Below are 25650 nucleotides of genomic sequence, written 5' to 3'. Positions count from 1 at the left end.
GGAAAAGAGATGCGAACTTCAAGCCGGGCTCAGGTCGATCCCTTCATTGTGATGGATGTGATGGAAGCGGCACGCCGCGCAGAAGACGCCGGACGCCACATCATCCACATGGAGGTGGGCCAGCCCGGAACCGGCGCCCCCAGGGGCGCGGCCGAAGCAGTCACACGGGCGCTGCAGGATGATCCCATGGGCTATACCGTCGCTCTGGGTCTGCCGGCTCTGCGGGCGCGGATCGCGCAGATGTATGGCGAGTGGTACGATGTCGATCTCAACCCCGAGCGTGTGGTGATCACGCCCGGCTCGTCGGGTGGGTTCATCCTTGCCTTTACCGCATTGTTTGATACCGGCGACAACGTCGGTATCGGCGCGCCGGGCTATCCGTCTTATCGCCAGATCCTGAGCGCGCTGGATCTTCAGCCGGTTGATCTGCCTGCCTCTCCTCAAAACCGATATCAGCCGGTGGCGGCTGATTTTGCCGGGCTTGATCTGGCCGGTCTAATGGTCGCCAGCCCTGCCAATCCAACGGGAACCATGCTGGATCGCGGCGCAATGGGTGCCTTGATGGATGCGGCTCACCAGCAGGGGGCATCGTTCATCAGCGACGAGATTTATCACGGGATCGAATATGAGGCCAAAGCCGTATCCGCGCTTGAGTTGAGCGATGAGTGCTATGTGATCAACTCGTTCTCGAAGTATTTCTCGATGACGGGCTGGCGTGTCGGCTGGATGGTCGTGCCCGAGGATCATGTGCGCGTGGTTGAACGCATCGCTCAGAACATGTTCATTTGCGCGCCCCATGTGGCACAGGTCGCGGCACTGGCCGCGATGGATTGCGCCGAGGAACTGGATGCCAACCTTGCGGTCTATCGCGCCAATCGGGATTTGATGCTGACGGGGCTGCCCGAGGCCGGATTTGGAAACATCGCGCCTCCGGACGGGGCGTTTTATGTCTATGCGGATGTCTCTGACCTGACCGATGACAGCCGTGCCTTTGCGGCGGAGATTCTGGAAAAAGCAGGCGTTGCGGTGACCCCCGGTCTTGATTTTGACCCGGTACGGGGACATCAGACCCTGCGATTTTCCTATGCGCGCGCAACGGCGGATATCACCGAGGGGCTTGCGCGTCTCAAAGCGTTTATGGCGGCGCGTTGAGGATTCACAAAGACAGGCCCTTGGTGTAAGCTTTGCCGAAATGGGCCGCTGAGAGCCCGGTATCAAGCAGAGGCTTTGGGCGCGTATGAGCAGGTTTGCCGTATTTTTGATATGTGTATTGGGGGTTTGCGCCCCGATTTCCCATGCGCAGGAGCTGTCCGGCCTTGCGCGCGTTGATATCAGTCAGAGCAGTCTTGCCGATACCAATGACGGGGCCCAGCTTGTTCTGTCTCTGAGCCAGGGCGTGCCGTACAGGGTGTTCACCCTGACCGAGCCCTACCGTCTGGTCGTGGATTTTCGCGAAGTTGACTGGCAGGGCCTTGATCCTGATGCGTTCGATCAGTCTGAAGTCGTCAGCAAACTGCGCGCAGGTACGTTCCGTCCGGGCTGGTCGCGACTGGTGGCGGAACTGTCCGGGCCTTACGGGATCGACACTGTCGGGCTGGCGACCGATCAGGAAAGTGGACGCGCCATGCTGACCCTGACGCTGGAAGAGATGCGGGAGAAGGATTTCCTGGCTGGTGCCGGGGCTCCTTATGATCCGCGCTGGGATCTGCCGCCGCCTGCGAAACTGGATCCCAGACGTCCGCGCGCTGCCGACACGGTGCGGGTGATGCTGGATCCCGGCCATGGGGGCATCGACCCCGGAGCAGAGCGCGATGGAATAGACGAAAAGACCCTGATGATGACCTTCGCGCGTGAGCTTGAGGAATCGCTTTTGCGCGCGGGTGGCTTTGAAGTGCATCTGACGCGGACGGGGGATTATTTTGTCTCGCTTGAGCGCCGCATTGCCATGGCCCATGCGGCACAGGTCGATGTGTTCATCTCGCTGCATGCGGATTCTCTGGCCGATGGCGGGGCGCATGGGGCGACTGTCTATGTTCTGTCGGATGATGCCTCGGATGTGGCCTCCGCCAAGCTGGCCGAGAGACATGACCGTAACGAACTGCTTTCGGGGGTGGATCTGAGCGAAGCGGATGATCAGGTGACGGCCGTTCTGCTGGATCTGGCGCGTCAGGAAACAGCACCGCGCAGCGACGTTCTGGCGGCGTCGCTGGTCACTGGCATGGGCAATACAGGTGGACCGTTGAACCGTCGCCCCTTGCGGCAGGCGGCGTTTTCGGTGCTCAAGGCTGCGGATATCCCCTCTGTTCTGGTGGAAATCGGGTTTCTTTCCTCTCCGCGTGATTTCAAGAATCTGCAGAACACCGAATGGCGTTTGCGCATGGCAAACGGGATTCGCGATGGTCTGCAACTGTGGCTGCGCGAAGACAGTGAGATGCGGCCGCTGGTGCGCCATTAGGGAAGCGTGCGGTGCCGCAGGTCTGATGCTTGGCCGAATTGCCGCCTCATTCTGCAAAAAGCAGCCTTGACGCAGCGTTTCGTGTTTTGACGCCTAACCATGCCATCCCTATATTGGCACCACCTGACCAAAGGGGGCTCCAGGTGCTGAGATTTGTCTTTTCGTTTTTCGGTGCGATCTTTTCGCTGCTGACGCTGGGGGTCGCAATGATCGCCCTGTCGATCGGCGCGATCTTCTGGATCTATGGCCGTGATCTGCCCAGCCATGAATCGCTGGCCCAGTACAAGCCCCCCACCATCAGCCGTATCTATTCGGGTGAGGGCAAGCTGATTGACGAATTCGCGCAGGAACGCCGGTTGTTCACCCCCGCGGAGGATATACCGGATTTGATCAAGCAGGCGTTCATCAGCGCTGAGGACAAGAACTTTTACACCCATAATGGCTATGACATGCGCGGCATGGCCGCTGCCGGCGTCGAGGCTGTACGCTCGCGCGGGGGAAACCTGCGCGGGGCGTCCACGATCACGCAGCAGGTCATGAAGAACTTTCTGCTGTCCGGAGATCGTCAGCTTGAGCGCAAGATCAAGGAAATCATCCTTGCCGCCCGACTGGAAGAGACCCTGGACAAGGAATCCATCCTTGAGCTTTATCTCAACGAAATTTTCCTTGGGCAGAATTCCTATGGCGTGACGGCGGCGGCGCAGACCTATTTTAACAAGACACTGGATCAGCTGGCACCGCATGAGGCGGCATTCCTGGCGTCGCTGCCCAAGGCACCCTCGGATTATCATCCGGTCCGGCGCAAGGACCGCCTGCTGGCGCGGCGCGACTTCGTTCTCAAGGAGATGTATGAGAACGGCTATCTGGACCTTGCGACATATGAGGCCGAAGTCGCACAGCCACTGCGTTCGGTTCAGAATGGTGACTTTGACAGCTTCCGCACCGCTCTGCCTGACCGGGACTATTTCACCGACGAAATTCGCCGCCAGCTGAGCCGCGATTTCGGCGAGGGCGAGTTCTTTACCGGCGGCTTCACAGTGCGCGCCACGATCGACGCCGAAATGCAGCGGGTCGCGGCAGTGGCGCTGCGGGAGGCGCTTGAGAAATTCGATAGAAGTCGGGGGGGCTGGTACGGCAAACTGGCCGAGATACCGGCCGATCAACTCGGCGATGAGGCAAGCTGGCGCGAAGCCTTGGCCAATACGGATGCTCCCCGCGACATCTTCCTGGAAAACCAGTGGTATCCGGCGGTTGTTCTTGAGGTTGGCAACAACGATGCGCGCGTTGGAATCGAATCTGTCGAGGAAGATGCCGATGGGCACTGGATTCCGGCAAACGACGTCCAATGGGCGCGCAAACGTCTGGAGGATGGCACATTGGCGCGCAAAGCCCGTGTTGCCGGTGATCTGGTCGAAGTTGGTGACGTGGTGCTGGTGCGTGCCATGACGTCCGATGGCGATGGCAGCTTCATTCGCTGGAGCCTGCGGCAGGTGCCCGAAGTGCAGGGCGCGTTCATGGCCATGGATGTCAATTCAGGCCGTGTGATCGCGATGCAAGGCGGCTTTTCCTATCAGGATTCGGTGTTCAACCGTTCTACCCAGGCGCTTCGCCAACCGGGGTCGTCCTTCAAGCCCTTCGTCTATGCCGCGGCGCTGGACAGTGGGTATTCTCCTGCGACCATCGTGGTTGATGCGCCGATCGAAATCGACACGCCGCAGGGTCTGTGGCGGCCGCGCAATGCGTCCAACGAGTTTTATGGACCGACGCCATTGCGCACCGGGATCGAGCGTTCACGTAACCTGATGACAATCCGTCTTGCTCAGGAAGTCGGAATGGACGTTGTCGCGGATTACTCCGAGCGCTTCGGCGTTTATGACAACATGGGCTTGTTCCTGGCCAACTCGCTTGGTTCAGAAGAAACCACCCTTTATCAGATGGTGGCGGCCTATTCGATGTTCGCCAATGGCGGTGAGCGGGTCGAGCCGACGCTGGTCGACCGTATTCAGGATCGCTTTGGCAACACCATCTACCGTCACGATCAGCGCAATTGCGTGGATTGCCAGGTGGCAAGTCTTGAGCCGGGAACGCTGCCGTTGATCAGTTCGAACCGCGAGCGGGTTATGAATGCAATCACCGCCTATCAGTTGACGTCCATGATGAAGGGCGTTGTGGATCGCGGGACCGCGAGCAGCACCGTGAAGCTGCCAGTTCCTGCGGCGGGCAAGACCGGCACGACCAATGATGCGCGTGACGTCTGGTTCGTGGGCTTTACCTCCAATATCGCGGCGGGATGTTACATCGGCTATGACCAACCGCGCCCCCTGGGTAGAGGAGCGTCCGGTGGCGGCATGTGCGGGCCTGTGTTCAACAGCTTCATGCTGGAAGCCATCAAGAAATACGGTGGCGGTCCCTTCGAAGTGCCACCGGGTGGACGCTTTATCAAAATCGACCGCTTTACCGGTGCGCGGCTGTCTGATGACGCCAGCGGTCCCAGTGTGGTCGCCGAATACTTCCGTGACGGCGAAGAGCCGCTCTTTGGGGTGATGTTTGATGGTGGCTTTGCCATGGGGTCGGACTTGCCCTTGTTCGAGGAGGCGGCGTCCGCGGCGCGTCAGGTAACAAACTCCTCAGGTGGGCAGGCGACTGTGGGACCGAAGGCATCCTTTGGAACGCTCAGTTCCGGCGGTCTGTACTGAGACGCGTTTGTGCTGATCTGACATGACGGGGTTTCTTGTCCATTCTCTGCGCCTGCGCTAAGACGCAGGGCAGAGTTTTCTCAGACAGGATCATCCATGCGCGCAGACGCCCAGAATACCGTGGCCGAGATCCAGAAATCGCTTGAGCTTCTGGCTCAGCGAATGGATCGCAGAACCGCCCAGCACCGGCTGGAGGAATTCAACGCGCGTGTTGAGGATCCGAATCTTTGGGACGATCCTGAAGCGGCGCAAAAGCTGATGCGAGACCGGCAGGCGCTTGTTGATTCCATCGAGACATATGAGTCGATCCATCGAGAGATGAGCGACACGGTCGAATTGATCGAATTGGGCGAGATGGAAGACGACACCGAAGTCGTCGCCGAAGCCGAAGCAAGCCTCAAGGTTCTGGCGCAAAAGGCCGCTCAGAAGGAACTTGAAGCGCTGCTGGATGGCGAAGCGGATGCCAATGACACCTTCCTTGAGATCAATGCCGGGGCAGGGGGCACCGAAAGCTGTGACTGGGCCTCGATGCTGGCGCGCATGTATGTGCGCTGGGCCGAGAAGAAGGGCTATAAGGTCGAGCTGCAATCCGAGAGCGCGGGCGATGAGGCGGGGATCAAATCTGCGACCTACAAGATTTCTGGGCATAATGCCTATGGCTGGATGAAGTCGGAAAGTGGTGTGCATCGGCTTGTGCGCATCTCGCCCTATGACTCGGCGGCCAAGCGGCATACCTCGTTCAGCTCGGTCTGGGTTTATCCGGTTGTTGACGACAACATCGAGATTGAAGTGAACCCGGCCGATATCCGCATTGATACCTACCGCTCGTCGGGGGCCGGTGGGCAGCACGTCAACACCACGGATTCTGCCGTGCGCATCACCCATGCGCCGACGGGAATTGTCGTGACCAGTTCGGAAAAATCCCAGCACCAGAACCGCGACATCGCAATGAAAGCCTTGAAATCAAGGCTGTATCAGATGGAGCTGGATCGCCGTAACGCCGAGATCAACGCGGCGCATGAGGCCAAGGGCGATGCCGGATGGGGCAACCAGATCCGGTCGTATGTCCTGCAGCCCTATCAGATGGTCAAGGATCTGCGCACCAATTACGAGACATCCGACACCAAGGGTGTGCTGGACGGTGATCTGGATGGCTTCATGGGCGCGACACTGGCCTTGAACGTCTCTGGCAAGAGCCGGGCCGAGGCGCAGGGCGACTGAGCCTTTTCAGCGCCGCATACAGGGACTAAGCTGGCGTAGCGTTTCGCATTGGCAGGTCCCCAGATGAGCTTTCACACACAGTCCGCAACTCAGATCCTGGATGATCTGGTCTCTCGCCGCTTGAGCGCGGAGGAGTTGATGCGCGCCACGCTCGATCGGATCGAGGCGGTGAACGGGCCGTTGAACGCGATCATTTCGATGCGCGACGCGGATGAGTTGATGCAGGAGGCGCGCGCGGCCGATCAGAGCCCTTCGGGCGGTGCTCTTGCCGGCTTGCCATTTGCGGTGAAGGACACCGTCGAGGTCAGCGGGATGCGCTCGACCATGGGCTCGCCCATTTTCGCCGACCGAATCCCCGAGCAGGACGATCTGGTCGCTGCGCGGATGCGGGCTGCCGGTGCGATCTTTATCGGCAAGACCAATGTGCCCGAGTTCGGCCTGGGGTCGCACACTTTCAACCCGGTTTTCGGGCGGACCCGCAATCCATATGACACCACGCGCAGCGCGGGTGGGTCTTCGGGTGGGGCATGCGTGGCGTTGGCTACGGGGATGGTGGCCCTGGCGGATGGATCCGACATCATGGGATCGCTGCGCAATCCTGCGGCCTGGAACAATGTCTATGGGTTTCGCCCGACCTGGAGTCGTGTGCCTCTGGATGGCGAGGGAGATACGTTTCAGAGCCAGTTGATGACAGTGGGCCCGATGGCGCGCAGCCCTCAGGATCTGGCGATCCTGCTGGATGTCATGTCGGGGCCCAATCCGCAGGTGCCGTTCAATCTGCCGTTCGAGGCGATCTCACCGCTGGTGCCTGCTGATCCCAGGGGCATGCGGATCGGATGGTTGGGTGACTGGGGTGGGGCCTTTGCCATGGAGGCCGGGATCCTGGACAATGCCGCCGTGGGGCTTGGGGTGCTGGAGGATCTGGGCTGTATCGTCGAGCCTGTGGCACCGCCCTTTCCGGCCGAGCAGTTGTGGGACAGCTGGGTGACGTTGCGGGCTGCGGCCAATGCGGCCCGCCTGAATCCGGTGATTGGACAGTCCTCCCTGATGAAGGACGCAGCCATTTGGGAATATGAACAGGGCATCGGGCTGAGCGCGCTGGACGTGCACCGCGCGAGCGTGATCCGGTCCGGGTGGTTCAGCGCCGCTGCAACTCTGTTCCAGAGCTATGACGCCCTGGTCCTGCCATCGGCGCAGGTCTGGCCCTTTGACGCCGAACTGGACTGGCCAACCGAGATCGCGGGCCGGGCGATGGACACCTATCACCGCTGGATGGAGGTCGTGATACCGGCCAGCATCCTCGGGTTGCCCACCCTTGCCGTGCCTGCCGGGTTCAGTGCCGAAGGTTTGCCGATGGGCATACAGATCACCGGCGCGCGCGGTGCGGACAGGGCCATTCTTGAACTGGGTGCCGCCTATCACGAGGCAACGCAGTGGCCACAAAGGCGGCCGCCGCAAATCTAGGAGGAGACAGCTCATGAGCATGCAGACCCCTGAATTCGGAGTACCAGACCTCAAGCCCGCCGATACGGGATTGATGCGCGAGGCACTCAGGCTGGGTTGGGCGGATATGCGGGCCGCGCCTCTCTATGGGCTGTTGTTCGCGGGGTTTTACGTGATTGCAGGCTGGCTCATGGCCTGGATCACCGCGCAGACCGAAACAACGTTCTGGCTGGTGCTTGCGACGATCGGCTTTCCGCTGATCGGACCTTTTGCGGCCGTGGGTCTTTACGAGGTGTCCCGCCGTCTGGAAGCCGGGCAGCCCCTGGAGTTTGCCAGCGTCTTTGGCGTCATTCTTCAGCAAAGCCGCCGTCAATTGCCGTCGATCTGCGCCATCATCGTGGTGGTGTTCATGTTCTGGTTTTTCCTTGGCCACATGATCTTTGCGCTGTTTCTGGGTCTTGCGACCATGACGAACATATCCAGTTCGCCCGACGTCTTCCTGACTGCGAATGGCCTAAGCATGCTGGCTTTCGGCACGGTTGTGGGCGCGCTGTTTGCGCTGCTGCTTTACATGATCACGGTGATTTCACTTCCGCTCTTGCTGGATCGCGAAGTCGATTTCGTGACGGCCATGATCACCAGTTTCAAATATGTGCAAGCCAATCCCGGCCCGATGCTGGGCTGGGCGCTGTTCATATCGGTGACGACATTCGTCGCGCTCATACCTTGGTTCCTGGGGCTGTTCCTGGTGCTGCCCCTGCTGGGCCATGCAACATGGCATTTCTATCGCCAGATCAGCGCTTAACTCAGCGCAGGCTCGCGTCCCTCGGCCACCAGGCGCGCCCGGATATGTTCAACATCCGGGTGGTTCGCCTCTAGCGCAAAGACATAGGCATGGGTGAGATAGAAGCAGGCGGCATCAATCGATGCCGCGCTGTCTGCCGCAAGCTGATAGAGCCGGATCAGGGCGCGCGCGTCGTTGGCTTCATGCGCGGCCAGAAGCTGCGCGTCCAGATCCGTCATTCAGCCGCCCGGGCTTGATTGTCGCGGTGGTCGGCGATCTGGCTGGCCACCCAGTCGTGAAACAGATGGGTGGGCCCATCCATGGCTGGCGAGAACCGTCCGCCATCAAAACCCTGCGCATGCCGGCCCTTTTGCATGCCCTCAACGACAAACACGTCCTCGACAAACACACCTTTCCAAAGCTCGGCATTGGTGTCGCGCATCGTCTGATCCGTGTTCGGTGTCGGATAATAGAGATGCACATACTCGGTCGTCTTGTTGTGGCCTTCGGGAACAAGAATGATCGCATAGGCATGATCGCGATGCACACCGAACAGGACATTCGGATAGAGGGCGATGTATTCAGCAGCCTCATTCCATTTGTCCGACAGGCCTTTGAAATCGGGGAAGACCTGCCCCTGATCGCCCTTGAGCTGACGATAGACCAGCGTGCCCTGGCCCGAGTAATGGCCCTTGGCTTCGATATGATAATGATCTTCGAGGCGGGAATAGCTGTTCAGACCCGGATGCACCCAGGGCAGGTGGTAGCTTTCGCAGTAATTCTCGACGGCAAGTTTCCAGTTGCAGTTGACCGTCAGGGTAAATGCGCTTTCGGGTCCGCCATGGTACATCGGCTGGTCGAACTCGGCCCAGCGTTCGATGGCATCGGCCATGGCCTCTTCAAAGGGGGCGGCGGTGCCCGAGAGGTTGATGAAGACGACATCGCGCCAGACATGGCTGCGTACTTCGATCAGGCCAAGAGTGGCCCGGTCGATACCCTCATGGGTGTTATGTCCGGGGCCGCCTACATGGGGGGTGCTGACCAGACGACCGTCCGTGCTGTAGCACCAGCTGTGATAGGGGCAGCGGATGGCTCCTTCGATCTTGCCGGGTTTTTCGACAAGGATCATGCCGCGATGTCTGCAGGTATTGAAAAACACGCGCACCTGCTGCGCCTTGTCGCGGATCAGGAGGAGTGGCTGACCAAGAAATTCCAGCGGGACCGCATCACCGATCTCAGGCACATCCGAGGCAACGGCCAGGCCGGCCCAGTTTGCGTTCAGGACGGCGTGGCGTTCCTCGTCATGGACAGCGGGGTCGATGTAATGGGCATTGGACAGGCCATTGGCGCTGTCGATGGCGCGGCGAACCTGTTCAATATCGGTGAGCATGGCAGTCATCGTCCAAATCCTTCTGCAGACTGCAGTGGACGCTACTGCGCAGCGGATCCGGCGTCACGCCTGTGGGCGACGTGACTGGTCAATCACCGACGCGATGATGCTTAGCGGAAGGGGCGGGCCGGTTCCAGAAGGCGGGCATGAAAGGGTGGAAGCTTGTCTTCAGTGATAAAGCCGGTCTCGCGAGACATGGCGATCACGCGGCTGAGTGGTTCGTTCAGATATTCATAGACCATGCGAACAGCGCGGCTGGTGCTGAGGTTTTCGGCAACGGTCCGGGTGACATAGCCAACCCAGAAATTGTTGTCGAAGGAGGCTACGCGACTGAGAAAGTTGAACGAACAGGTCATCGTGCCTCGCCGCGACATCAAAGAGGTCACGCCGTTCTCTTGGCGCATGACAAGACCGCGGTATTCCCGGGTCGGGCTGTCCAGTGGCAGGCCTTGGGCGCGCATGGCCGAGCGGGGCTCATAGCCGCGGATGTAACAGGTGTCTCCATCGCGAAAGACATAGATCAGCCCCATGGCGAACATGTCCTGATTCACAAAGGAGCGACGGGTGAAGCGATAAAACCCGCTGGGAAAGAACTCTTCAGTCACTCCGGAGACGCCTCTGCCAACGAAATCCTTCAGAAAATCGCCTGTAAGTGGATCAGACCCGGACGATAGCGAGTCAACGGGATCCAGAAGGATACGCGCATCGACGCCAAAGAACGCACAAATCCGATCAAGCACATCGGGCCGGGGAAAGCTTTCGCCGGCCAGATAGCGATTGAACTGTGTGCGGTTGATTCCAAGCTGACGCGATAACTCGGAAATTGAAGGGTATTCCTGTGCCATGATGCGCAGATTTGCGCCGAACATATTACGCAACTGAGCAGGGGATCGATTGGATTGGGCCATGTCTCGCAGCATTCGTTTGTTTCAGACCATTTTCTAGGTCAGGACTTGGTCAACAACATTTCAGTTTTACAATCGTTACGCGAACTTGACGCTAATCGGCGTCATTCCTGACGCTGATTAGAGCCTTACCGTACTAAACCCGACACAAATTGCAAGTTGCCGACCAGTCTTTCGAACTGTCAGTGCCGCGCTTTTGTCGCATTATTTGAGGGTAACGAATAACCTGGGCGAAATGATATGATTGGTGTTGTCCTTTGGAGTGATCCGCAGGAGCGTAAAGCAGTAATTTGGTGCGAGGATCATGGCGAACTCGCGTTTTTCCGTGACACGGAGGAGTCTGGTTGTGAAGGATTGCCCTTTGGCGCGGGCGATCTGGTGGAGTTTCAACTCGTGACCGAAAACAACCTGCGTTTTGCACTGGGCCCACAGGTACTGACGGCCGCGGCCTGTCCGGGATTGTCCAATATGCTGAACGCCTTTGACGGGGTGTCTGCAAAGGCACATACGCCGGCCGCAAAGAGCCGCGGGACCGCAGAGATCATACAGTTTCAGCTGCCAATGCCAGCCCGCGCCAGCACGCGCGAGCTTGACAAGAAAACCGGCTGAAGCGGTTATTCGCCTCGCAAAAGAGCCGCGACACCGGTGCGCGCCATTTCCGCCAGACCCAAGGGGCGCATCAGATCTGCAAAGGCGTCGATCTTTTCAGGTGCTCCCGTGATCTCGAAGATAAAGCTCTCGAGGGTTGAATCGACCACATTGGCGCGGAAAATATCCGCAAGCCGCAGGGCTTCGACCCGTTTTTCGCCTTTACCGACCACTTTGAACATCGCAAGTTCGCGTTCGACGCTGCGCCCTTCAACGGTCAGGTCGTGTACCTTGTGAACGGACACGATCCGACCCAGCTGCGCCGCGATCTGATTGATCACCTGAGGCGTGCCTGTCGTGACAATCGTGATGCGCGACAGATGGCCGGTGTGATCGACCTCGGCCACGGTCAGGCTTTCGATGTTGTATCCACGGCCTGCGAACAGCCCGATGACACGAGCCAGTACACCGGGTTCGTTTTCCACCAGAACTGCCAGCGTGTGCCGTTCCTCGACGTCGGAAAATGTTGGCCGCAGGTTGTAGGCCGAATGGCTTGTCGCGCCTTTTTTGATTTTTAGTGCAGACATTTGAAGGCCTTTCTTAAACCAGAACCGATCCCTTGGCGTCGATGACGCCCTGGGTTTCGGCTTCGCCCAGCAGCATTTCGTTATGTGCTTTGCCCGACGGGATCATCGGAAAGCAGTTCTCGTGCTTTTCCACCAGGCAATCAAAGATGACGGGGCCATCATGATTCAGCATCTCCATGATCGCGTCATCCAGATCGGCGGGATCTTTGCACAGGATACCCTTGGCACCGAATGCTTCGGCCAGTTTGACGAAATCGGGCAGGGCGTCCGACCAGCTGTGCGAATAGCGCTCACCATGCAGGAGTTCCTGCCACTGGCGCACCATGCCGAGACGTTCATTGTTCAGGATGAACTGCTTGACGGGCAGGCGGTATTGCACGGCTGTGCCCATCTCCTGCATGTTCATCAGCCATGAGGCCTCACCGGCGACGTTGATCACCAGCGCTTCGGGATGAGCCATCTGAACGCCGATCGAGGCTGGAAAACCATAGCCCATCGTGCCCAGACCGCCGGACGTCATCCATTGGTTCGGGTTCTCGAATCCCAGGTATTGGGCGGCCCACATCTGGTGTTGACCGACTTCGGTGCAGATATAGCGATCGTTGCGATGCTTTGTCAGCGCCTCAAGCCGCGACAGGGCGTATTGCGGTTTGATCGTCTTGCCGCTTTGCGTGAAGGCAAGGCAATCGATCTTGCGCCAGGATTTGATCTCGGTCCACCACTTGGCCAGACCTTCCGAGTTGGTCTTGCGGCCACGCGCTTTCCAGACTTTGAGCACATCTTCCAAAACATGGGCCACGTCGCCCACGATCGGGATGTCAGCCCGGATCACCTTGTTGATCGAAGACGGGTCGATATCGATATGGGCTTTCTTGGATTTGGGGCTGAATGCATCGATGCGCCCGGTGATCCGGTCATCAAACCGCGCGCCGATGTTGATCATCAGATCACAATCATGCATCGCCATATTGGCCTCATAAAGGCCGTGCATGCCCAGCATTCCGACCCAGTTGTCGCCCGATGCAGGATAGGCCCCAAGCCCCATGAGGGTCGAGGTGATCGGAAATCCGGTCGCATCAACCAGTTCACGCAAAAGCTGGCTGGCCGCAGGGCCGGAGTTGATCACGCCGCCGCCGGTATAGAAGATCGGTTTCTTGGCCTTTTCGATGGCGGCCACCAGTTCGGTGATCTCTTCCATATCGCCCTTGACGGGCGGCTGATAATGCGAGGCGGATGGCTTTGGCCCCTGATAGGTGCCCGATGCGAATTGCACGTCTTTGGGAATGTCCACCAGAACCGGACCGGGGCGGCCGGCTGTGGCCACGTGAAAGGCCTCGTGGATGGTCCTGGCCAGGGCATCCGTCTCTTTCACCAGCCAGTTGTGCTTAGTGCAGGGGCGGGTGATCCCGACCGTGTCGGCCTCTTGAAAGGCGTCAGACCCGATCATGAACGTCGGCACCTGGCCCGTCAGAACGACGATCGGTATCGAATCCATCAACGCGTCGGTCAGGCCGGTGACCGCATTCGTGGCACCAGGGCCCGAGGTCACCAGGACAACGCCGGGTCGCCCGGTCGAGCGGGCATAGCCTTCGGCAGCATGCACAGCGCCCTGTTCATGGCGAACCAGAACGTGGTGAATGTCGTTTTGCTGAAAGATCTCGTCATAAATCGGTAGGACAGCCCCACCGGGATATCCGAATACTGTGTCCACACCCTGATCCTTGAGGGCTTGAACCACCATTTTCGCTCCGGTCATGTCCTTGGTCATCTCATGTTCTCCGATTGAGATCTCATACTGCGCATAAAAAAGCCCCGGATTTTTGGTCCGAGGCGCATGGGTCCGTATATGGAGTTCCGTTACCGGCCCATGCGCGTGGTTCCTACACTGACGACAACGCGGCAAAACATATCGCGGCTCCCTTTTGCGTGGGCGGACATTATGAGCGGTGATGGTGGGCGTCAATCGTCAAATTGCACAAATAATGTCTCCGCCGCCGCAAAATCTTTATGAATATTGCGCAGAAGGGCGCGGAATCGACAGATGAAGTTCCTGATGGCCAGGCTGTCCGGCGCAGGCCACCTTTGCCGGCGGTGCGGTCCATGGGCACATGGGGCGACCGCGCATATCCGCGAAACCCGGAGAATCGCTGCCCAATGATTGGGCATGTGCGCACACATTGGTGTGATTTGCGCCGCGAAACGGCAGGCCGGGCCATCAAAAGCGGAACAAAGCGCGGGAAAGGCTGGAAAAAACCTTGGCATCTTCTGAAGAGACACATTATTACCACTTTCACTGCGTGACCAAGATACAGCATCGCGCGACCTTACGATCCGCCCGACCGAACGTGTTGGGCGTTAAATATAACGGGAGGAGTGACCCACATGGATCGTCGTAAATTTCTGAAGACTTCTGCGCTTGGCGGCACGGCAGCCGTAACCACGAGCGCACTGGCCGCACCGGCCTATGCCCAGGGCAACCGGACACTGACCATGGTCACATCCGTTCCAGACGGGTTTGCAATTTTCGATGACGCGGCATCCATGGCCGCACGCATCATCACCGAAATGTCGGATGGCGCGCTGACCATCAACAAGATGCCCGCGGGCTCGCTCGTTGGTGCGTTCGAAGTGTTTGACGCTGTGTCGTCAGGTCAGGCCGACCTCTATCACTCGGCCGAGTACTACTTCCTCAACCAGCACCCCGCATTCGCCTTCTTCACTGCCGTGCCATTCGGCATGACCGGCGTGGAATTGCTGGCATGGTATTACCACAAGGGCGGCATGGAACTGCACCACGAACTGGCGAGCCTGTTCAACCTCAAGCCGTTCCTGTGCGGCAACACGGCGATGCAGCCCGGTGGCTGGTTCAACTCTGAAATCACCTCGGCCGATGACCTGCAGGGCCTGCGGTTCCGTATGCCGGGTCAGGGTGGTCAGGTGCTTGGTCGCCTCGGCGCATCGGTTCAGAACATCCCCGGCGGCGAGATCTATCAGGCGCTGTCCAGCGGTCAGATCGACGGTGCCGAGTGGATCGGTCCCTTCGCGGATGAGCGTCTGGGCTTCCAGGAAGTCACCAAGATCTACTACACTGCCGGCTTCCACGAGCCAGGCTCGGCGCTTGCGCTGTCGATGAACATGGATGTCTGGGACTCCCTGACGCCTGCGCAACAGTCCATCGTGCAAACCGCTTGTGAAGCGACACATGCCAACAACCTCGGTATGTCCTGGGCCGAAAACGGTGCCGCCCTGGCCCGTCTGCAAGCTCAAGGCGTGCAGTCCCGCGAATTCCCCGATGATGTCTGGGATGCATTCGGCCGTGCCGCTGCGGAAGTCCGTGAGGAGAACATGGGCGACCCGATCTATGCGAAGATCGCCGAGAGCTATTTTGCCGCTCAGGCCGAGACTTCAGCATGGTGGCAAATCGGTGATGGCGAATACATCCGCCAGCGTAACCGCGTGAACGCGGGCTGATCGCAGCCAAACACCCGCCCTGTCCGACGCCCTGTGCGTGGGGCAGGGCGCTTTATCGACCACGTTTCGTGAAGACTCGATGCCGCCGTTAAGTGCGCGTCACAGGGGGATTACAGCATGATCGACTTCATCCTCTGGGTGCTGCAGAATATTGCTCTGTCGCCCTATTACCTGTTCGTGGCAATCACGAACCCGGCGGACTGGCTGGCCTGGTCGAACCCCGAAGCGGTGATGCGGTTCATCTACTACGGTGCTTCGGTTGAATTTTTCTTTGTCGTTTTCACCACTTTCCTGCTGATCACCCTGATCGGTGCCGTTTGGAAAACAGAGATCCTGTGGTGGGGTGTGCGCATCCTGGAAGGCATTGCGAATGCTGTCGGGCGCACTGCGGCCTGGGCCGGGCTGGTGATGGTGCTGGTGCAGGTCATGATCGTCTTCCTGCAACGCATTTTCCGCGTGGCGGAAATCGAGCTGGGCCCGCTTGGTACGGCGCTGGCCATGGATCTGAGCTGGTGGGCCGAAGGGTTGAAGTTCTGGAACGCGATCGTGGTCTGTCTCTGCGTGTCCTACACCTTTGTGCAGGGAAGTCATGTCCGCGTCGATCTTGTCTATTCGGCGGTGAAATTCCGCACCAAGAAGATGATCGACATGTTCGGCTGTCTCTTCTTCATGATGCCGGCCATTGTCATCACCTATCTTTACGCCTGGTTCTTCATGTGGCGTCACCTGATGACACCTGCCGTGACCTCGACCAGCGATCTTGACCGGATGATCATGCAGTCGCGGATCTTTCGCTGGAATGTCGAGACCATCGGGTTCAGCCCCAACGGGTTCAACGCCTACTTCTTGTTCAAGGTGCTGATCGTCCTCTTTTGCATCATGGTTTTCATGCAGGCTATCGCCTTCTTCTGGCGGTCCTACCTGGAATGGCGCGAAGGCGAGGCCAGCGAAGGCAAGTACCTGGATCGTGACGTGATGGGCGACCAGGCCGAAGACCTCGAACACGCGATCCATTCCGGCTCGACCTGAGCCGTAGCAACAAACACACACGCGGGCACGAACGCCCGAGCCAAGGGGACATCAGAGCATGCTTTTCGGACTGGATGGGGTCGAGGTCGGTCTGATCATCGTTTTCCTGACCCTCTTCGCGGGGATCATGACCGGCTTTCCGGTCGCTTTTGCCATCGGTGGAGCGGGTGTCATCTCCTTTGCCATCATTGCCGCAATGGACTCCGCAGGGCTGCTGATCCATCAGGCAATCGACAAGACTTCTCCGGAATATGCCGCGTTGTTGGCTGAAGGCGTGGTGCGGGATGCGATTTCCGTCTTCCGATACCCCGAATTGCCCCGGATCGAGGAACCCGTGTTCCCCGGCGGTTGGGAGCAGGCTCTGGAGCGCAACATCTCGTTCATCGTGAACCGGATGAACGAGCGCGTGATTGCGGGCCAGTCGATCGAGACGCTGCTTGCGGTGCTGATGTTCGTCATGATGGGCATTACGCTGGAACGCTCGCGGATCGCCGAGGATCTGCTGACCACTATGGCCCGCGTCTTTGGTCCGCTGCCTGGCGGTCTGGCCGTGTCCATCGTGATCGTGGGCGCGTTCCTTGCGGCTTCGACAGGCATCGTGGGTGCCACCGTGGTGACGATGGGCCTGCTGGCCCTGCCCACAATGCTGCGCAACAATTATTCCCCGGAACTTGCGACCGGGGTTATCGCGGCCTCGGGCACCCTCGGCCAGATCATCCCGCCTTCTATCGTGATCGTTCTTCTGGGCACGCTGGTTGGTGATCTCTATGCAACCGGGCAGGAAACGCGCGCGCAGCTTGCCGGCTGTAATGATGCGCTGACCTACCTTGGTGAACCGGCTGTTTTGTCGGTGGGTACGCTTTTCCAGGCGGCCCTGTTGCCGGGTCTGTTCCTAGCGGGCCTCTATGCGGCTTACGCGTTCGGCTTTGCCTTGCTGCGACCCGCAAGCGCGCCGCCCGTGCAGATGGAGGCAAGTTCGGGTGGTGAGATCGTGACGCGCAACGAGGCGCTGACATGGTATCTCTTTGCACCTCTGGCCTTGATCTTCGCGGTGGTTCTGGGGGCCAGTGGCGGCCTGATCGGCAGCCAGACGATCAACGTCTCGGATTATGCCGACCGTGAGAATTCCGCCGCCTTGCGCACCAATGTCCCTGAACAATGCCAGCAGGCGATGATCGAGCTGCATGGGCAAGAGGCGTGGGACGCCTCAGTGGAACAGCGCGCCACCATGCTTGCGGCTGGCGATACCGGTGCGGCGGTCGAACGCACCGAAGAAGAACTGGTCCAAGCGCGCATCGACGCGCTGGAAAACACAGCCCCAATCGGATCGGGCGTGGCTACGATCTTCACCCTGCTGGCGCTGGTCCTGATCCTTGCGCGCGGCGTGTCTCCGTCCTCCAGCGCAGTGCCGCTGATGATCGGAGGCGGTGGCGTGGTGCTGGCGTTGCTGTTGGATGTCCTGTTCGTCTCACCTCTCTCGGGGGCGGGTGCCACATTCATGATCATGGCAATCCCGATGATCGCGACAGTGTATGGTGCGCGCGTCGCCATGGTTCGACTGTCGCAGAACGAGCTTTTGCGCGTGGTTTTCCCACCTCTCGTTCTGATCGTCGCGGTGCTGGGGTCGATCCTTGGCGGGATCACCAACCCGACGCCCGCTGCCGCGCTGGGTGCGGCTGGTGCGATCATGCTGGCTGCCTATCGCAAGCTTAAGGAAGAGAACGGCAAGTCCAAGATCGTCATCTGGGCAAGCTTTGCCCTAGTGATCATGATCCTGCTGGGCGTGAATTTCGACCTGCGCATCACCCGCGAAGTCGTGGCCTTCGAGGACTGGGTTGCCTATGTGATCGCTCAGATTGCTTATCACTTTGCCTTCTTCGGCTTGCTGTTCAGCTGTTGGGTGCTGTTTCGCAGCAATGTTCTCAGCCCGGTGGTGCGAGAGACGGCCAAGGTGACCTCGATGGTCTTCACCATCCTGATCGGCTCACAGCTTCTGAACCTGGTGCTGATCTCCTTCGGAGGTGAACATTACATCCAGCAGTTCCTGCGCAGCTTTGACAATGAGATGATCGTCTTCCTGGTGGTGATGCTGATCCTGTTCATCCTGGGCTTCGTGCTCGACTTCCTCGAGATCATCTACATCGTGATCCCCATCGTGGGGCCGGTGATCTATGGCGGAACGCTGGATCCGGCATGGGTGACGATCATGATCGCTGTGAACCTGCAGACGTCATTCCTGACGCCGCCTTTCGGTTTCGCGCTGTTCTACCTGCGTGGCGTGGCTCCGGCTGGGGTGACCACGGGGCATATCTATCGCGGTGTGTTGCCCTTCGTGCTGATCCAGGTGATCGGGTTGGGCCTGCTCTGGCTCTTCCCAGGCATCGTGACGATCCTTCCGGATCTCATAGGCTCCTGAGGCTGATCCGCACCAAGCACCCGCCGCCATGCGGCGGGTGTATAGCTGCGTGCATCTGGTGATCCATTTGCAGGTCGGGATTCGATAAAGCGCCGGATCCGCAAAGCCGCGATCAGCCTGCGCTGGTCGGGACAGCAATCGCTGGACTGTTCCGCGGAGGTGCCTGTCAGCGTTTGCTGGGCACGACGCGATCGGGCAGCTGGAGATTGGCGACCTGTTCGGCGATCGGATCGGTCGACAGGGGGTGGGTTTCCGCACTGTAGGTTTCGGGATTGGTCATCTTGCGCCACTCGCCACCGACATAGACCTCAAGCCCCGAAAACCTGGCCTTATAGCCCATCTTCTGACTGCCAGGCACCCAATAGCCCAGGTAAACATAAGGAAGCCCGTTCTCGCGGGCGATGTTGATGTGATCAAGGATCATGTATGTCCCGAGGCTTTGACGCGGCAGATCGGGGGCATAGAAGCTGTAGACCATGCTCAGCCCGTCTTTCAGCACATCCATCAGGCTGACGGCGATCAGCGATTTGTCGTCCTTGTTGGTGTATTCGACAACGCGTGAGCGGATCGGTGTTTCCTCGACCATCGCGGCGAATTCAAACACATCCATATCGGCCATACCGCCACTTGCATGGCGTGCATCCAGATAGGAACGGAACAGCTCATATTGATCTTCTGTCGCCCAAGGCGATGTCGCTCGGCGCGCCAGATGCCGATTGCGCTTGATCGTGCGCTTCTGACTTTTGTTGGCGCTGAATGCCGCAACGTCGATGCGTGCGGACAAACAGGCGGAACATTCGGCACAAGAGGGGCGATAGAGCACATTTTGTGATCGGCGAAAGCCTTGCTGGGAGAGGCTGTAATTCAGCCGTTCAGCGTTTTCACCCTGCAATGCCGTGAACAGTTTCCGCTCCATCCGCCCCTCAAGATAGGGGCAGGGTTGAGGGGCCGTTACATAGAATTGCGGCGCGATAGGCAGCGTGTGGCGCATGAGTCTTCCCAGCTAGACACTCGAAGGATAGCGCCGCCCTTTCGAGCCGCCAAGGGTATTGTGACAGTTCTCTGACACTATGCCGCGACTGTCCTGCGGTTCAGCGCGACAGTGCCCAGCACATGGTCGGTCAGCCCTTGTCCGCGCGCCGTTGTCAGCATCAGGAAGATCGACACGGCCTGAGCCGGAAAGGCCGCGATCGACACGGTATATCCCAGCGTATGGCCAACGGCCGTGCCAAAATCGAAACGTTCCCCGTGCATGGTGCGAAACTCGATCGCAAACAGGCGCATGCCCCAAGTCGCCGACGCGCTTGCAAGCGTGAGCGTGCGATAGACAAATCCCACCACAAGGATCAGGGCAGGAAAGAAAAACAGCGCGGTAAATGCCGTGAAAGGCAGCACGGCGATTGAGACCAGCACGATCAGGACGGTGTCGACAATCCAGGCCATGAACCTCTTGAGGGCGACACCCTCATAGAACTGGGACTGCGTATGGGGATCGGGAAGCTGCGTCATCGTCTGGTATCCTTGAAAGAGAGATGGCTCCCGCCCTTTTGGTCAGGCGGAAGCGCAGTGATCTACTCGGAATTACGAGCGGGATTTCGGCTCGTCCATGCTGTCATCCATTTCGTCGTCATGATCTTTTGCAGCTTTATGTGCGCGTTCGTTCATGAAATCGTCGAACTCTGCCTTGTCCTTGGCATCGCGCAGACGCTCAAGGAAGCTTTCGAACTCGTGCTGTTCGCGTTCAAGCCGGGCCAGAGTGTCGGCCTTGTAGGCGTCAAAGGCACTGTTTCCCGTGGGCGTTGCAGCACTCATTCCATGGCGGGTCCAGGATGTGCGGTTGCGGCAGGTGTTACTGAACATGCGTTTACTCCAGATCATATAGGCCAGAAGGGCGAGGCCAACCGGCCAGAAAAAGATGAATCCCAGCACCATGGCTGCGATCCACGCGCCTTTGCCTTTGTTGTCCAGCCACGCTTCGCTCCGCGCGAGCCAGCTTTCATGGCGATGAGATGTCCCGGTTGGTGCAAATGTGGTCATGTTTCCTGTCTCCAGATAGGGGTGAAGTCCAATGTGAAGCCTGTTCACATTATACCAGATCGGAGTTCTTGCGGGTGGTTTCAAGCGGTGATGTAAAACTTTTTTACATTAAGTGACTTTAGGAAATAAAATCATAAGCTTGCGCGCTGGAAATTTCTTCCAGAACTTGTGGTTTGATCCCGAAAACATGGTGCGGGGTGCCCGCTGCGGCCCAGACAATATCGAAATCGAACAGTTTGTGATCGATAAAGGCGCGGATCGGGTTGAGATGTCCAATGGGTGAGACGCCACCTATCGCAAATCCGGTCTGTGTGCGTATCAGCGCAGCATCGGCCTTGCTCAACGGTTCGCCTGCGGCCCGTTCCGCCTTGAGCGGATCGACGCGGTTCCCGCCCGCGGTCAGAAAAAGAATGGCTTGTCCGCTGGTCGCGCCCAGAAAGATTATGGATTTGGCAATCTGATCTACACTGCAATCCAACGCGTTGGCTGCATCCTGTGCGGTGCGGGCAAGATGTGTTTCGCGAATGTCGGGCTCCACTCCGGCATTTTCCAGCGCCGCGCGCACCCGCTTCAGGCTTTTGCTCATGGGATGGGCCCTTGATGATGAATATCACAGCCCGGAGTTATCGGCAGACAAGCGGCAAAGACAACCCCGACCTGCCAATCGCGAGGTGATTGACGAAGCCGTTCACCCGGATCAGTGTCGCGCCATGAGTATCGCTTCCCGCATGACCCGTTTGCCCCGCGCCTTTGATCCCGATCTGGGCAAATCCGCTCAAGAAACCGTTGAGGGGATTTCCGGTCCGCTGGCCGATCTTATCGCCGGCACGGCAGGGTCCAGCCCGTATCTGTCGTCCTTGATCCGCTCACAGGCCAATTGGCTGCCCGAAGCACTTGATGATCCCGAAAGTGCCCTTGAACGCGAAGAAAACGCGCTGCGCGACACAGCGCCTGACCAGTTGGCGATTGCTCTGAGGCAGGCCAAGGCGCGCTTTGCGGTGCTCACCGCATTGGCTGATCTGTCCGGAGCCTGGAGACTGGAACAGGTCACCGGCACTCTCACCGATTTTGCCGGTCTGGCATGTGATCTTGCCCTCAAGGCGGTCATGGCTCCGCTGATCAAGCGCGGCAAACTGCCGGGGCAGGGTGAGGATGATCTTCAGGATGCGGCAGGCATGACGGTGATTGCCATGGGCAAAATGGGTGCGCATGAGCTGAACTATTCTTCTGATATCGACCTGATCTGCCTGTTTGATGAAACGCGGTATGACCCGGATGATTTCTTCGAGGCGCGACAAGGTCTGGTAAAAGTCACGCGCGGGATGTGCGCCATGCTTGGTGACAGAACCGCCGCCGGCTATGTGTTTCGCACGGATCTGCGCCTGCGCCCTGATCCGGCGGTGACGCCAGTGGTGATCGCGATGGAAGCTGCCGAGCGCTATTACGAAAGCCTCGGACGTACATGGGAGCGCGCCGCCTATATCAAGGCGCGTCCCTGCGCGGGTGACATCAAGGCCGGTGCGCGGTTTCTGACCTCGCTCACGCCATTTGTATGGCGTCGTCACCTGGATTTTGCGGCCATTCAGGATGCCCACGACATGCGCCTGCGGATCCGTGACCACAAAGGGCTGACCGGGGCGATCACGGTGGCGGGTCACGACATGAAGCTGGGGCGCGGGGGGATCCGCGAGATCGAGTTCTTTACCCAGACCCGCCAGTTGATCGCCGGAGGGCGGGATCCGGATCTGCGGAGCCGAGAGACGGTGGCCGGGCTTGCAGCCCTTGCTGCCAAGGGATGGGTGCCCGAGGATGCCGCGCAAACCCTGAGCGAACACTATCGCGCCCATCGCGAAGTCGAACACCGCATCCAGATGGTGCATGACGCCCAGACCCATAAGATTCCCAATTCGCCCGAAGGCTTTGCCCGCATCGCATGTTTGATGGATCGGGATCCGGACGGGCTTCGCGCCGAGATCAAGGAGCGTCTGAGCGCAGTACATGCGCTGACCGAAGGGTTCTTTGCGCCTGACGCCTCGGTGCCTGTGTCGGGCGGGGAAACGGAACCGACCGAGATGGACCCCGCGGTGCTGGCGCGCTGGCCAACATATCCCGCATTGCGTTCGGAACGGGCGCGCAGTCTGTTTGAGGGTTTGCGCCCTGAATTGCTCAGCCGGGTTGCCCAGACCGCGAAACCGGAAGAGACGCTGGCGGCTCTGGACGGGTTTCTGGCAGGTCTGCCGGCCGGTGTGCAGTTGTTCTCGCTGCTGGGCAACAATCCCACGCTGATCGATCTGTTGATCGACATCGCCGGAACCTCTCCGGCACTGGCCAGTTATTTGTCGCGCAACGCTTCGGTCTTTGATGCAGTGATTGGCGGCGATTTCTTTGCGGATTGGCCCGGAATGGCACAGATGCGGGATCAGCTTGCGGACCTTCTGGCACGAGAGGCGGATTACGAGGCGCAACTGGATACCGCGCGCCGTTGGGCCAAGGACTGGCATTTTCGAGTGGGTGTCCACCATCTGCGCGGATTGGTGGATGGCGCAACCGCCGGGCAACACTATGCGGATCTTGCCGAGGCTGTGATCGCGGCGCTGACCCCTGCAGTAGAGGCGCAGTTTGCGCTCAAACATGGCGCGCCTCCGGGGCGTGGCGCGGCGATTGTCGGCATGGGATCGCTGGGAGCGGGCAGGCTGAATGCCGGCTCGGATCTTGATATGATCGTGATCTATGATCCGGGCCCCGATGAGGCATCAGACGGCCCCCGACCTTTGGCCGCTCGGGTGTATTACGCGCGCCTGACACAAGCCCTGATCACCGCGATGACCGCGCCGATGGCGCAAGGGCGGCTTTATGAGGTGGACATGCGCCTGCGCCCTTCCGGCAATCAGGGCCCGGTCGCGACAAGCCTGCAAAGCTTTCGCACCTATCAAACTGAGACCGCCTGGGAGTGGGAACATCTGGCCCTGACCCGCGCCCGTGTGGTGGCGGGCCCTGAAGAGCTTGCCGGGGATATCGAAGAATTTCGCGCTGAGCTGATCGCTCAGCCGCGGCAGATGGAGCGTGTTCTGAGCGCAGTGGCGGACATGCGCGCGCGCATTGCGGCGGCCAAGGCCCCGGCGGGACCATGGGATGCCAAGACCGGAGCGGGGCGTTTGCAGGATATTGAACTTGTTGCGCAGGCCGGAGCGCTTTTGTCGGGGCGGGTGGTGCGCGATGTGGCTGGCGGGCTCGAGGGCGCGCAATCCTGTGGATGGCTCAGTGCCAACGAGGCGGCGAGTCTAGGCGAGGCCTACAGGCTGTTCTGGAACGTGCAGGCGGCTGCCCGGTTGTTGTCGGGCAGCGAACTGGCGGATGACACTCTGGGTGCCGGGGGGGCTGCGTTCATGCTGCGCGCGACCGGGTTTGACGACATTGATGGGTTGCGCGAGGCGTTGGGGGACCGCTATGACACCTGTGCAACGATGATCAGCACGGCAATCGAAAGGGTGACAGAACCATGAAAAAATGTGACCCCGAACGCGACCCCAAGGGGCTGATCTTTGAAAGTTATCGGATCGAGGGGATCACCGCCGGCGAGTGCCGGTCGATCTTTCTGGACTGGGCGCTGAGCCTGCCCGTGGGAGCAGATACATCCACTGCTCTGACTGGCTTGTTGGCGCAATACGAAGTCAGCCATCCCGAACATCCGATGAACACGGTGATGCGCGATGGGCTGGTGGGCATGGCCACACCCAAACGCCGCGGCGGGTGGCGCAGCAGGCAGCGCCCCTAGTCAGGCGGCTGCCTTTTTTTCCGGGCGTTTGGCCCCGGCGAAACCGCGAAATTACAGAAAATTCGTCGCAATTCAGCCCGATTTCAGGGCCATCTTCATGCGTGAGCAGGACGAAAACGCGGCGAACTATCGCCGCATCAGGAGACACACATGAAGATCCTACGTACATTCGCATTTCTGGCCCTTGGCGTGAGCCTCTCGGCCTGCGCGGCCGTCGATACCGTGACGCGCAACGCCCCGTTCGAAGCCGTGTCGGCAACGCCGGCAACCCGTGTGGTGGTGCCCACACCATCCGAGATCGTATCGGAGGCTGTGTTGAGTGCGCCTTTCCGCATCGAAGCTGTTGTGGTCAACGTACCGCGCTCGCTCAAGGTTTCTGAGGCCAACCGCTATCTGCCTGCGGGCGACATTGTCTGGCGCGGTGATCCGGTTGGCGACCGTTACGAGCAGGTCAAAGCCATTTTCGAGGCCGCCATGCTGACTGGCGCACAAAAGATCGACGGCGCGCAGCCGGTTGACCTTCTGATCAACGTCAAGCGCTTCCATGCCCTGACCGAGAAGGCGCGCTATACAACCGGCGGCGTGCACAACATCGTGTTTGATTTGGCTCTGGCCGATCCGGAAACCGGTGAGATCATCGTCCCATGGCGCGAAATCCGCGCCGACCTCGAAGCTTTCGGCGGTGCCAAGGCCATTGAGGCAGATCGCGTGGGGCAAACCCAGAAAGTGCGTATCACCGACCATCTGGCCATCGTGATGCAGCAGGAAATCACCACTGCCGAGGGCCATCAGAATGCAAAACTCGGGCTGATACAGATGATGAACCAAATCTGAGCCTTTCACCGGCCAGACA

The 25650-nt window shown here is 59.4% G+C and carries 23 protein-coding genes; 14 read left to right on the top strand and 9 right to left on the bottom strand.

Annotated features, from left to right (window positions below; all coding sequences use genetic code 11):
- Positions 1-9: 9 nt before the first annotated feature.
- From WAO69_RS04985 to WAO69_RS04960, 6 genes are all read left to right on the top strand, one after another.
- On the top strand, positions 10-1152 hold the full coding sequence (locus tag WAO69_RS04985) for a pyridoxal phosphate-dependent aminotransferase (RefSeq protein ID WP_422176948.1): 1143 nt from the start codon (positions 10-12) through the stop codon (positions 1150-1152).
- Positions 1153-1270: 118 nt separating this feature from the next.
- A complete protein-coding gene (locus WAO69_RS04980) occupies positions 1271-2455 on the top strand; it encodes an N-acetylmuramoyl-L-alanine amidase (RefSeq protein WP_422176947.1) in 1185 nt (394 codons plus the stop codon).
- 143 nt (positions 2456-2598) lie between these two features.
- On the top strand, positions 2599-5151 hold the full coding sequence (locus tag WAO69_RS04975) for a penicillin-binding protein 1A (RefSeq protein WP_422176946.1): 2553 nt from the start codon (positions 2599-2601) through the stop codon (positions 5149-5151).
- A 96-nt stretch (positions 5152-5247) separates the two neighbouring features.
- Positions 5248-6372, top strand: coding sequence for a peptide chain release factor 2 (gene prfB / locus WAO69_RS04970; protein ID WP_422176945.1), 1125 nt, complete (start codon positions 5248-5250; stop codon positions 6370-6372).
- Between the two features lie 63 nt (positions 6373-6435).
- Positions 6436-7836 carry an amidase gene (locus tag WAO69_RS04965; RefSeq protein ID WP_422176944.1) on the top strand — a complete coding sequence of 467 codons (1401 nt, stop codon included), beginning with the start codon at positions 6436-6438 and terminating at the stop codon, positions 7834-7836.
- Between the two features lie 19 nt (positions 7837-7855).
- Positions 7856-8620, top strand: a complete 765-nt coding sequence (locus WAO69_RS04960) for a DUF2189 domain-containing protein (RefSeq protein WP_422176962.1) — start codon at positions 7856-7858, stop codon at positions 8618-8620.
- Here WAO69_RS04960 and WAO69_RS04955 read toward each other — a convergent pair.
- The 3 genes from WAO69_RS04955 to WAO69_RS04945 form a co-directional block, all read right to left on the bottom strand.
- Positions 8617-8838 (bottom strand): hypothetical protein, encoded by a 222-nt coding sequence (locus tag WAO69_RS04955; RefSeq protein WP_422176943.1) that lies wholly within the window; start codon positions 8836-8838, stop codon positions 8617-8619. The genes WAO69_RS04960 and WAO69_RS04955 overlap by 4 nt on opposite strands.
- Positions 8835-9998 carry an aromatic ring-hydroxylating oxygenase subunit alpha gene (locus WAO69_RS04950; protein WP_422176942.1) on the bottom strand — a complete coding sequence of 388 codons (1164 nt, stop codon included), beginning with the start codon at positions 9996-9998 and terminating at the stop codon, positions 8835-8837. Before WAO69_RS04950 ends, WAO69_RS04955 begins: the two co-directional genes overlap by 4 nt.
- A gap of 101 nt (positions 9999-10099) precedes the next feature.
- Positions 10100-10858, bottom strand: a complete 759-nt coding sequence (locus WAO69_RS04945) for a helix-turn-helix domain-containing protein (RefSeq protein ID WP_422176941.1) — start codon at positions 10856-10858, stop codon at positions 10100-10102.
- 276 nt (positions 10859-11134) lie between these two features.
- Between WAO69_RS04945 and WAO69_RS04940 the strand changes: the two genes are divergently transcribed.
- Positions 11135-11503: a hypothetical protein gene (locus WAO69_RS04940; RefSeq protein WP_422176940.1), complete on the top strand. Its 369-nt coding sequence runs from the start codon at positions 11135-11137 to the stop codon at positions 11501-11503.
- A gap of 5 nt (positions 11504-11508) precedes the next feature.
- Here WAO69_RS04940 and ilvN read toward each other — a convergent pair whose 3' ends face one another.
- Positions 11509-12069: an acetolactate synthase small subunit gene (ilvN, locus tag WAO69_RS04935; RefSeq protein ID WP_422176939.1), complete on the bottom strand. Its 561-nt coding sequence runs from the start codon at positions 12067-12069 to the stop codon at positions 11509-11511.
- A 13-nt stretch (positions 12070-12082) separates the two neighbouring features.
- Entirely contained in the window at positions 12083-13837 is a 1755-nt protein-coding gene (locus WAO69_RS04930) for an acetolactate synthase 3 large subunit (protein WP_422176938.1), read from the bottom strand.
- 239 nt (positions 13838-14076) lie between these two features.
- On the opposite strand from WAO69_RS04930, the gene WAO69_RS04925 reads away from it, so the two are divergent.
- From WAO69_RS04925 to WAO69_RS04910, 4 genes are all read left to right on the top strand, one after another.
- Positions 14077-14370: a hypothetical protein gene (locus tag WAO69_RS04925; RefSeq protein WP_422176937.1), complete on the top strand. Its 294-nt coding sequence runs from the start codon at positions 14077-14079 to the stop codon at positions 14368-14370.
- Positions 14371-14451: 81 nt separating this feature from the next.
- On the top strand, positions 14452-15540 hold the full coding sequence (locus WAO69_RS04920; RefSeq protein WP_422176936.1) for a TRAP transporter substrate-binding protein: 1089 nt from the start codon (positions 14452-14454) through the stop codon (positions 15538-15540).
- Positions 15541-15657: 117 nt separating this feature from the next.
- Positions 15658-16569, top strand: a complete 912-nt coding sequence (locus WAO69_RS04915; RefSeq protein ID WP_422176935.1) for a TRAP transporter small permease subunit — start codon at positions 15658-15660, stop codon at positions 16567-16569.
- A gap of 58 nt (positions 16570-16627) precedes the next feature.
- Complete coding sequence (locus tag WAO69_RS04910; protein WP_422176934.1) at positions 16628-18985, top strand: TRAP transporter large permease; 2358 nt, start codon at positions 16628-16630, stop codon at positions 18983-18985.
- A 166-nt stretch (positions 18986-19151) separates the two neighbouring features.
- Here the strand turns inward: WAO69_RS04910 and WAO69_RS04905 are convergent, their stop codons facing one another.
- The 4 genes from WAO69_RS04905 to WAO69_RS04890 form a co-directional block, all read right to left on the bottom strand.
- The gene (locus tag WAO69_RS04905) at positions 19152-19976 is read right to left on the bottom strand and encodes an arginyltransferase (RefSeq protein ID WP_422176933.1); all 825 of its coding nucleotides are present in this window, start codon (positions 19974-19976) and stop codon (positions 19152-19154) included.
- Between the two features lie 77 nt (positions 19977-20053).
- Positions 20054-20494, bottom strand: a complete 441-nt coding sequence (locus WAO69_RS04900) for an RDD family protein (RefSeq protein ID WP_422176932.1) — start codon at positions 20492-20494, stop codon at positions 20054-20056.
- A gap of 72 nt (positions 20495-20566) precedes the next feature.
- Positions 20567-21022 (bottom strand): DUF2852 domain-containing protein, encoded by a 456-nt coding sequence (locus WAO69_RS04895; RefSeq protein WP_422176931.1) that lies wholly within the window; start codon positions 21020-21022, stop codon positions 20567-20569.
- 118 nt (positions 21023-21140) lie between these two features.
- Positions 21141-21608 carry a YbaK/EbsC family protein gene (locus tag WAO69_RS04890; protein WP_422176930.1) on the bottom strand — a complete coding sequence of 156 codons (468 nt, stop codon included), beginning with the start codon at positions 21606-21608 and terminating at the stop codon, positions 21141-21143.
- A gap of 124 nt (positions 21609-21732) precedes the next feature.
- Between WAO69_RS04890 and WAO69_RS04885 the strand changes: the two genes are divergently transcribed.
- The 3 genes from WAO69_RS04885 (at position 21733) to WAO69_RS04875 (ending at position 25631) form a co-directional block, all read left to right on the top strand.
- Positions 21733-24525, top strand: coding sequence for a glutamine-synthetase adenylyltransferase (locus WAO69_RS04885; protein WP_422176929.1), 2793 nt, complete (start codon positions 21733-21735; stop codon positions 24523-24525).
- Positions 24522-24797 (top strand): hypothetical protein, encoded by a 276-nt coding sequence (locus tag WAO69_RS04880; RefSeq protein WP_422176928.1) that lies wholly within the window; start codon positions 24522-24524, stop codon positions 24795-24797. Before WAO69_RS04885 ends, WAO69_RS04880 begins: the two co-directional genes overlap by 4 nt.
- A 150-nt stretch (positions 24798-24947) precedes the next feature.
- Complete coding sequence (locus WAO69_RS04875) at positions 24948-25631, top strand: DUF6778 family protein (protein ID WP_422176927.1); 684 nt, start codon at positions 24948-24950, stop codon at positions 25629-25631.
- Positions 25632-25650 lie beyond the last annotated feature (19 nt).

Source organism: Aestuariivita sp. (assembly GCF_049276915.1).
Lineage (GTDB): Bacteria > Pseudomonadota > Alphaproteobacteria > Rhodobacterales > Rhodobacteraceae > Aestuariivita.
This window is presented reverse-complemented; position numbering and strand designations above follow the sequence as displayed.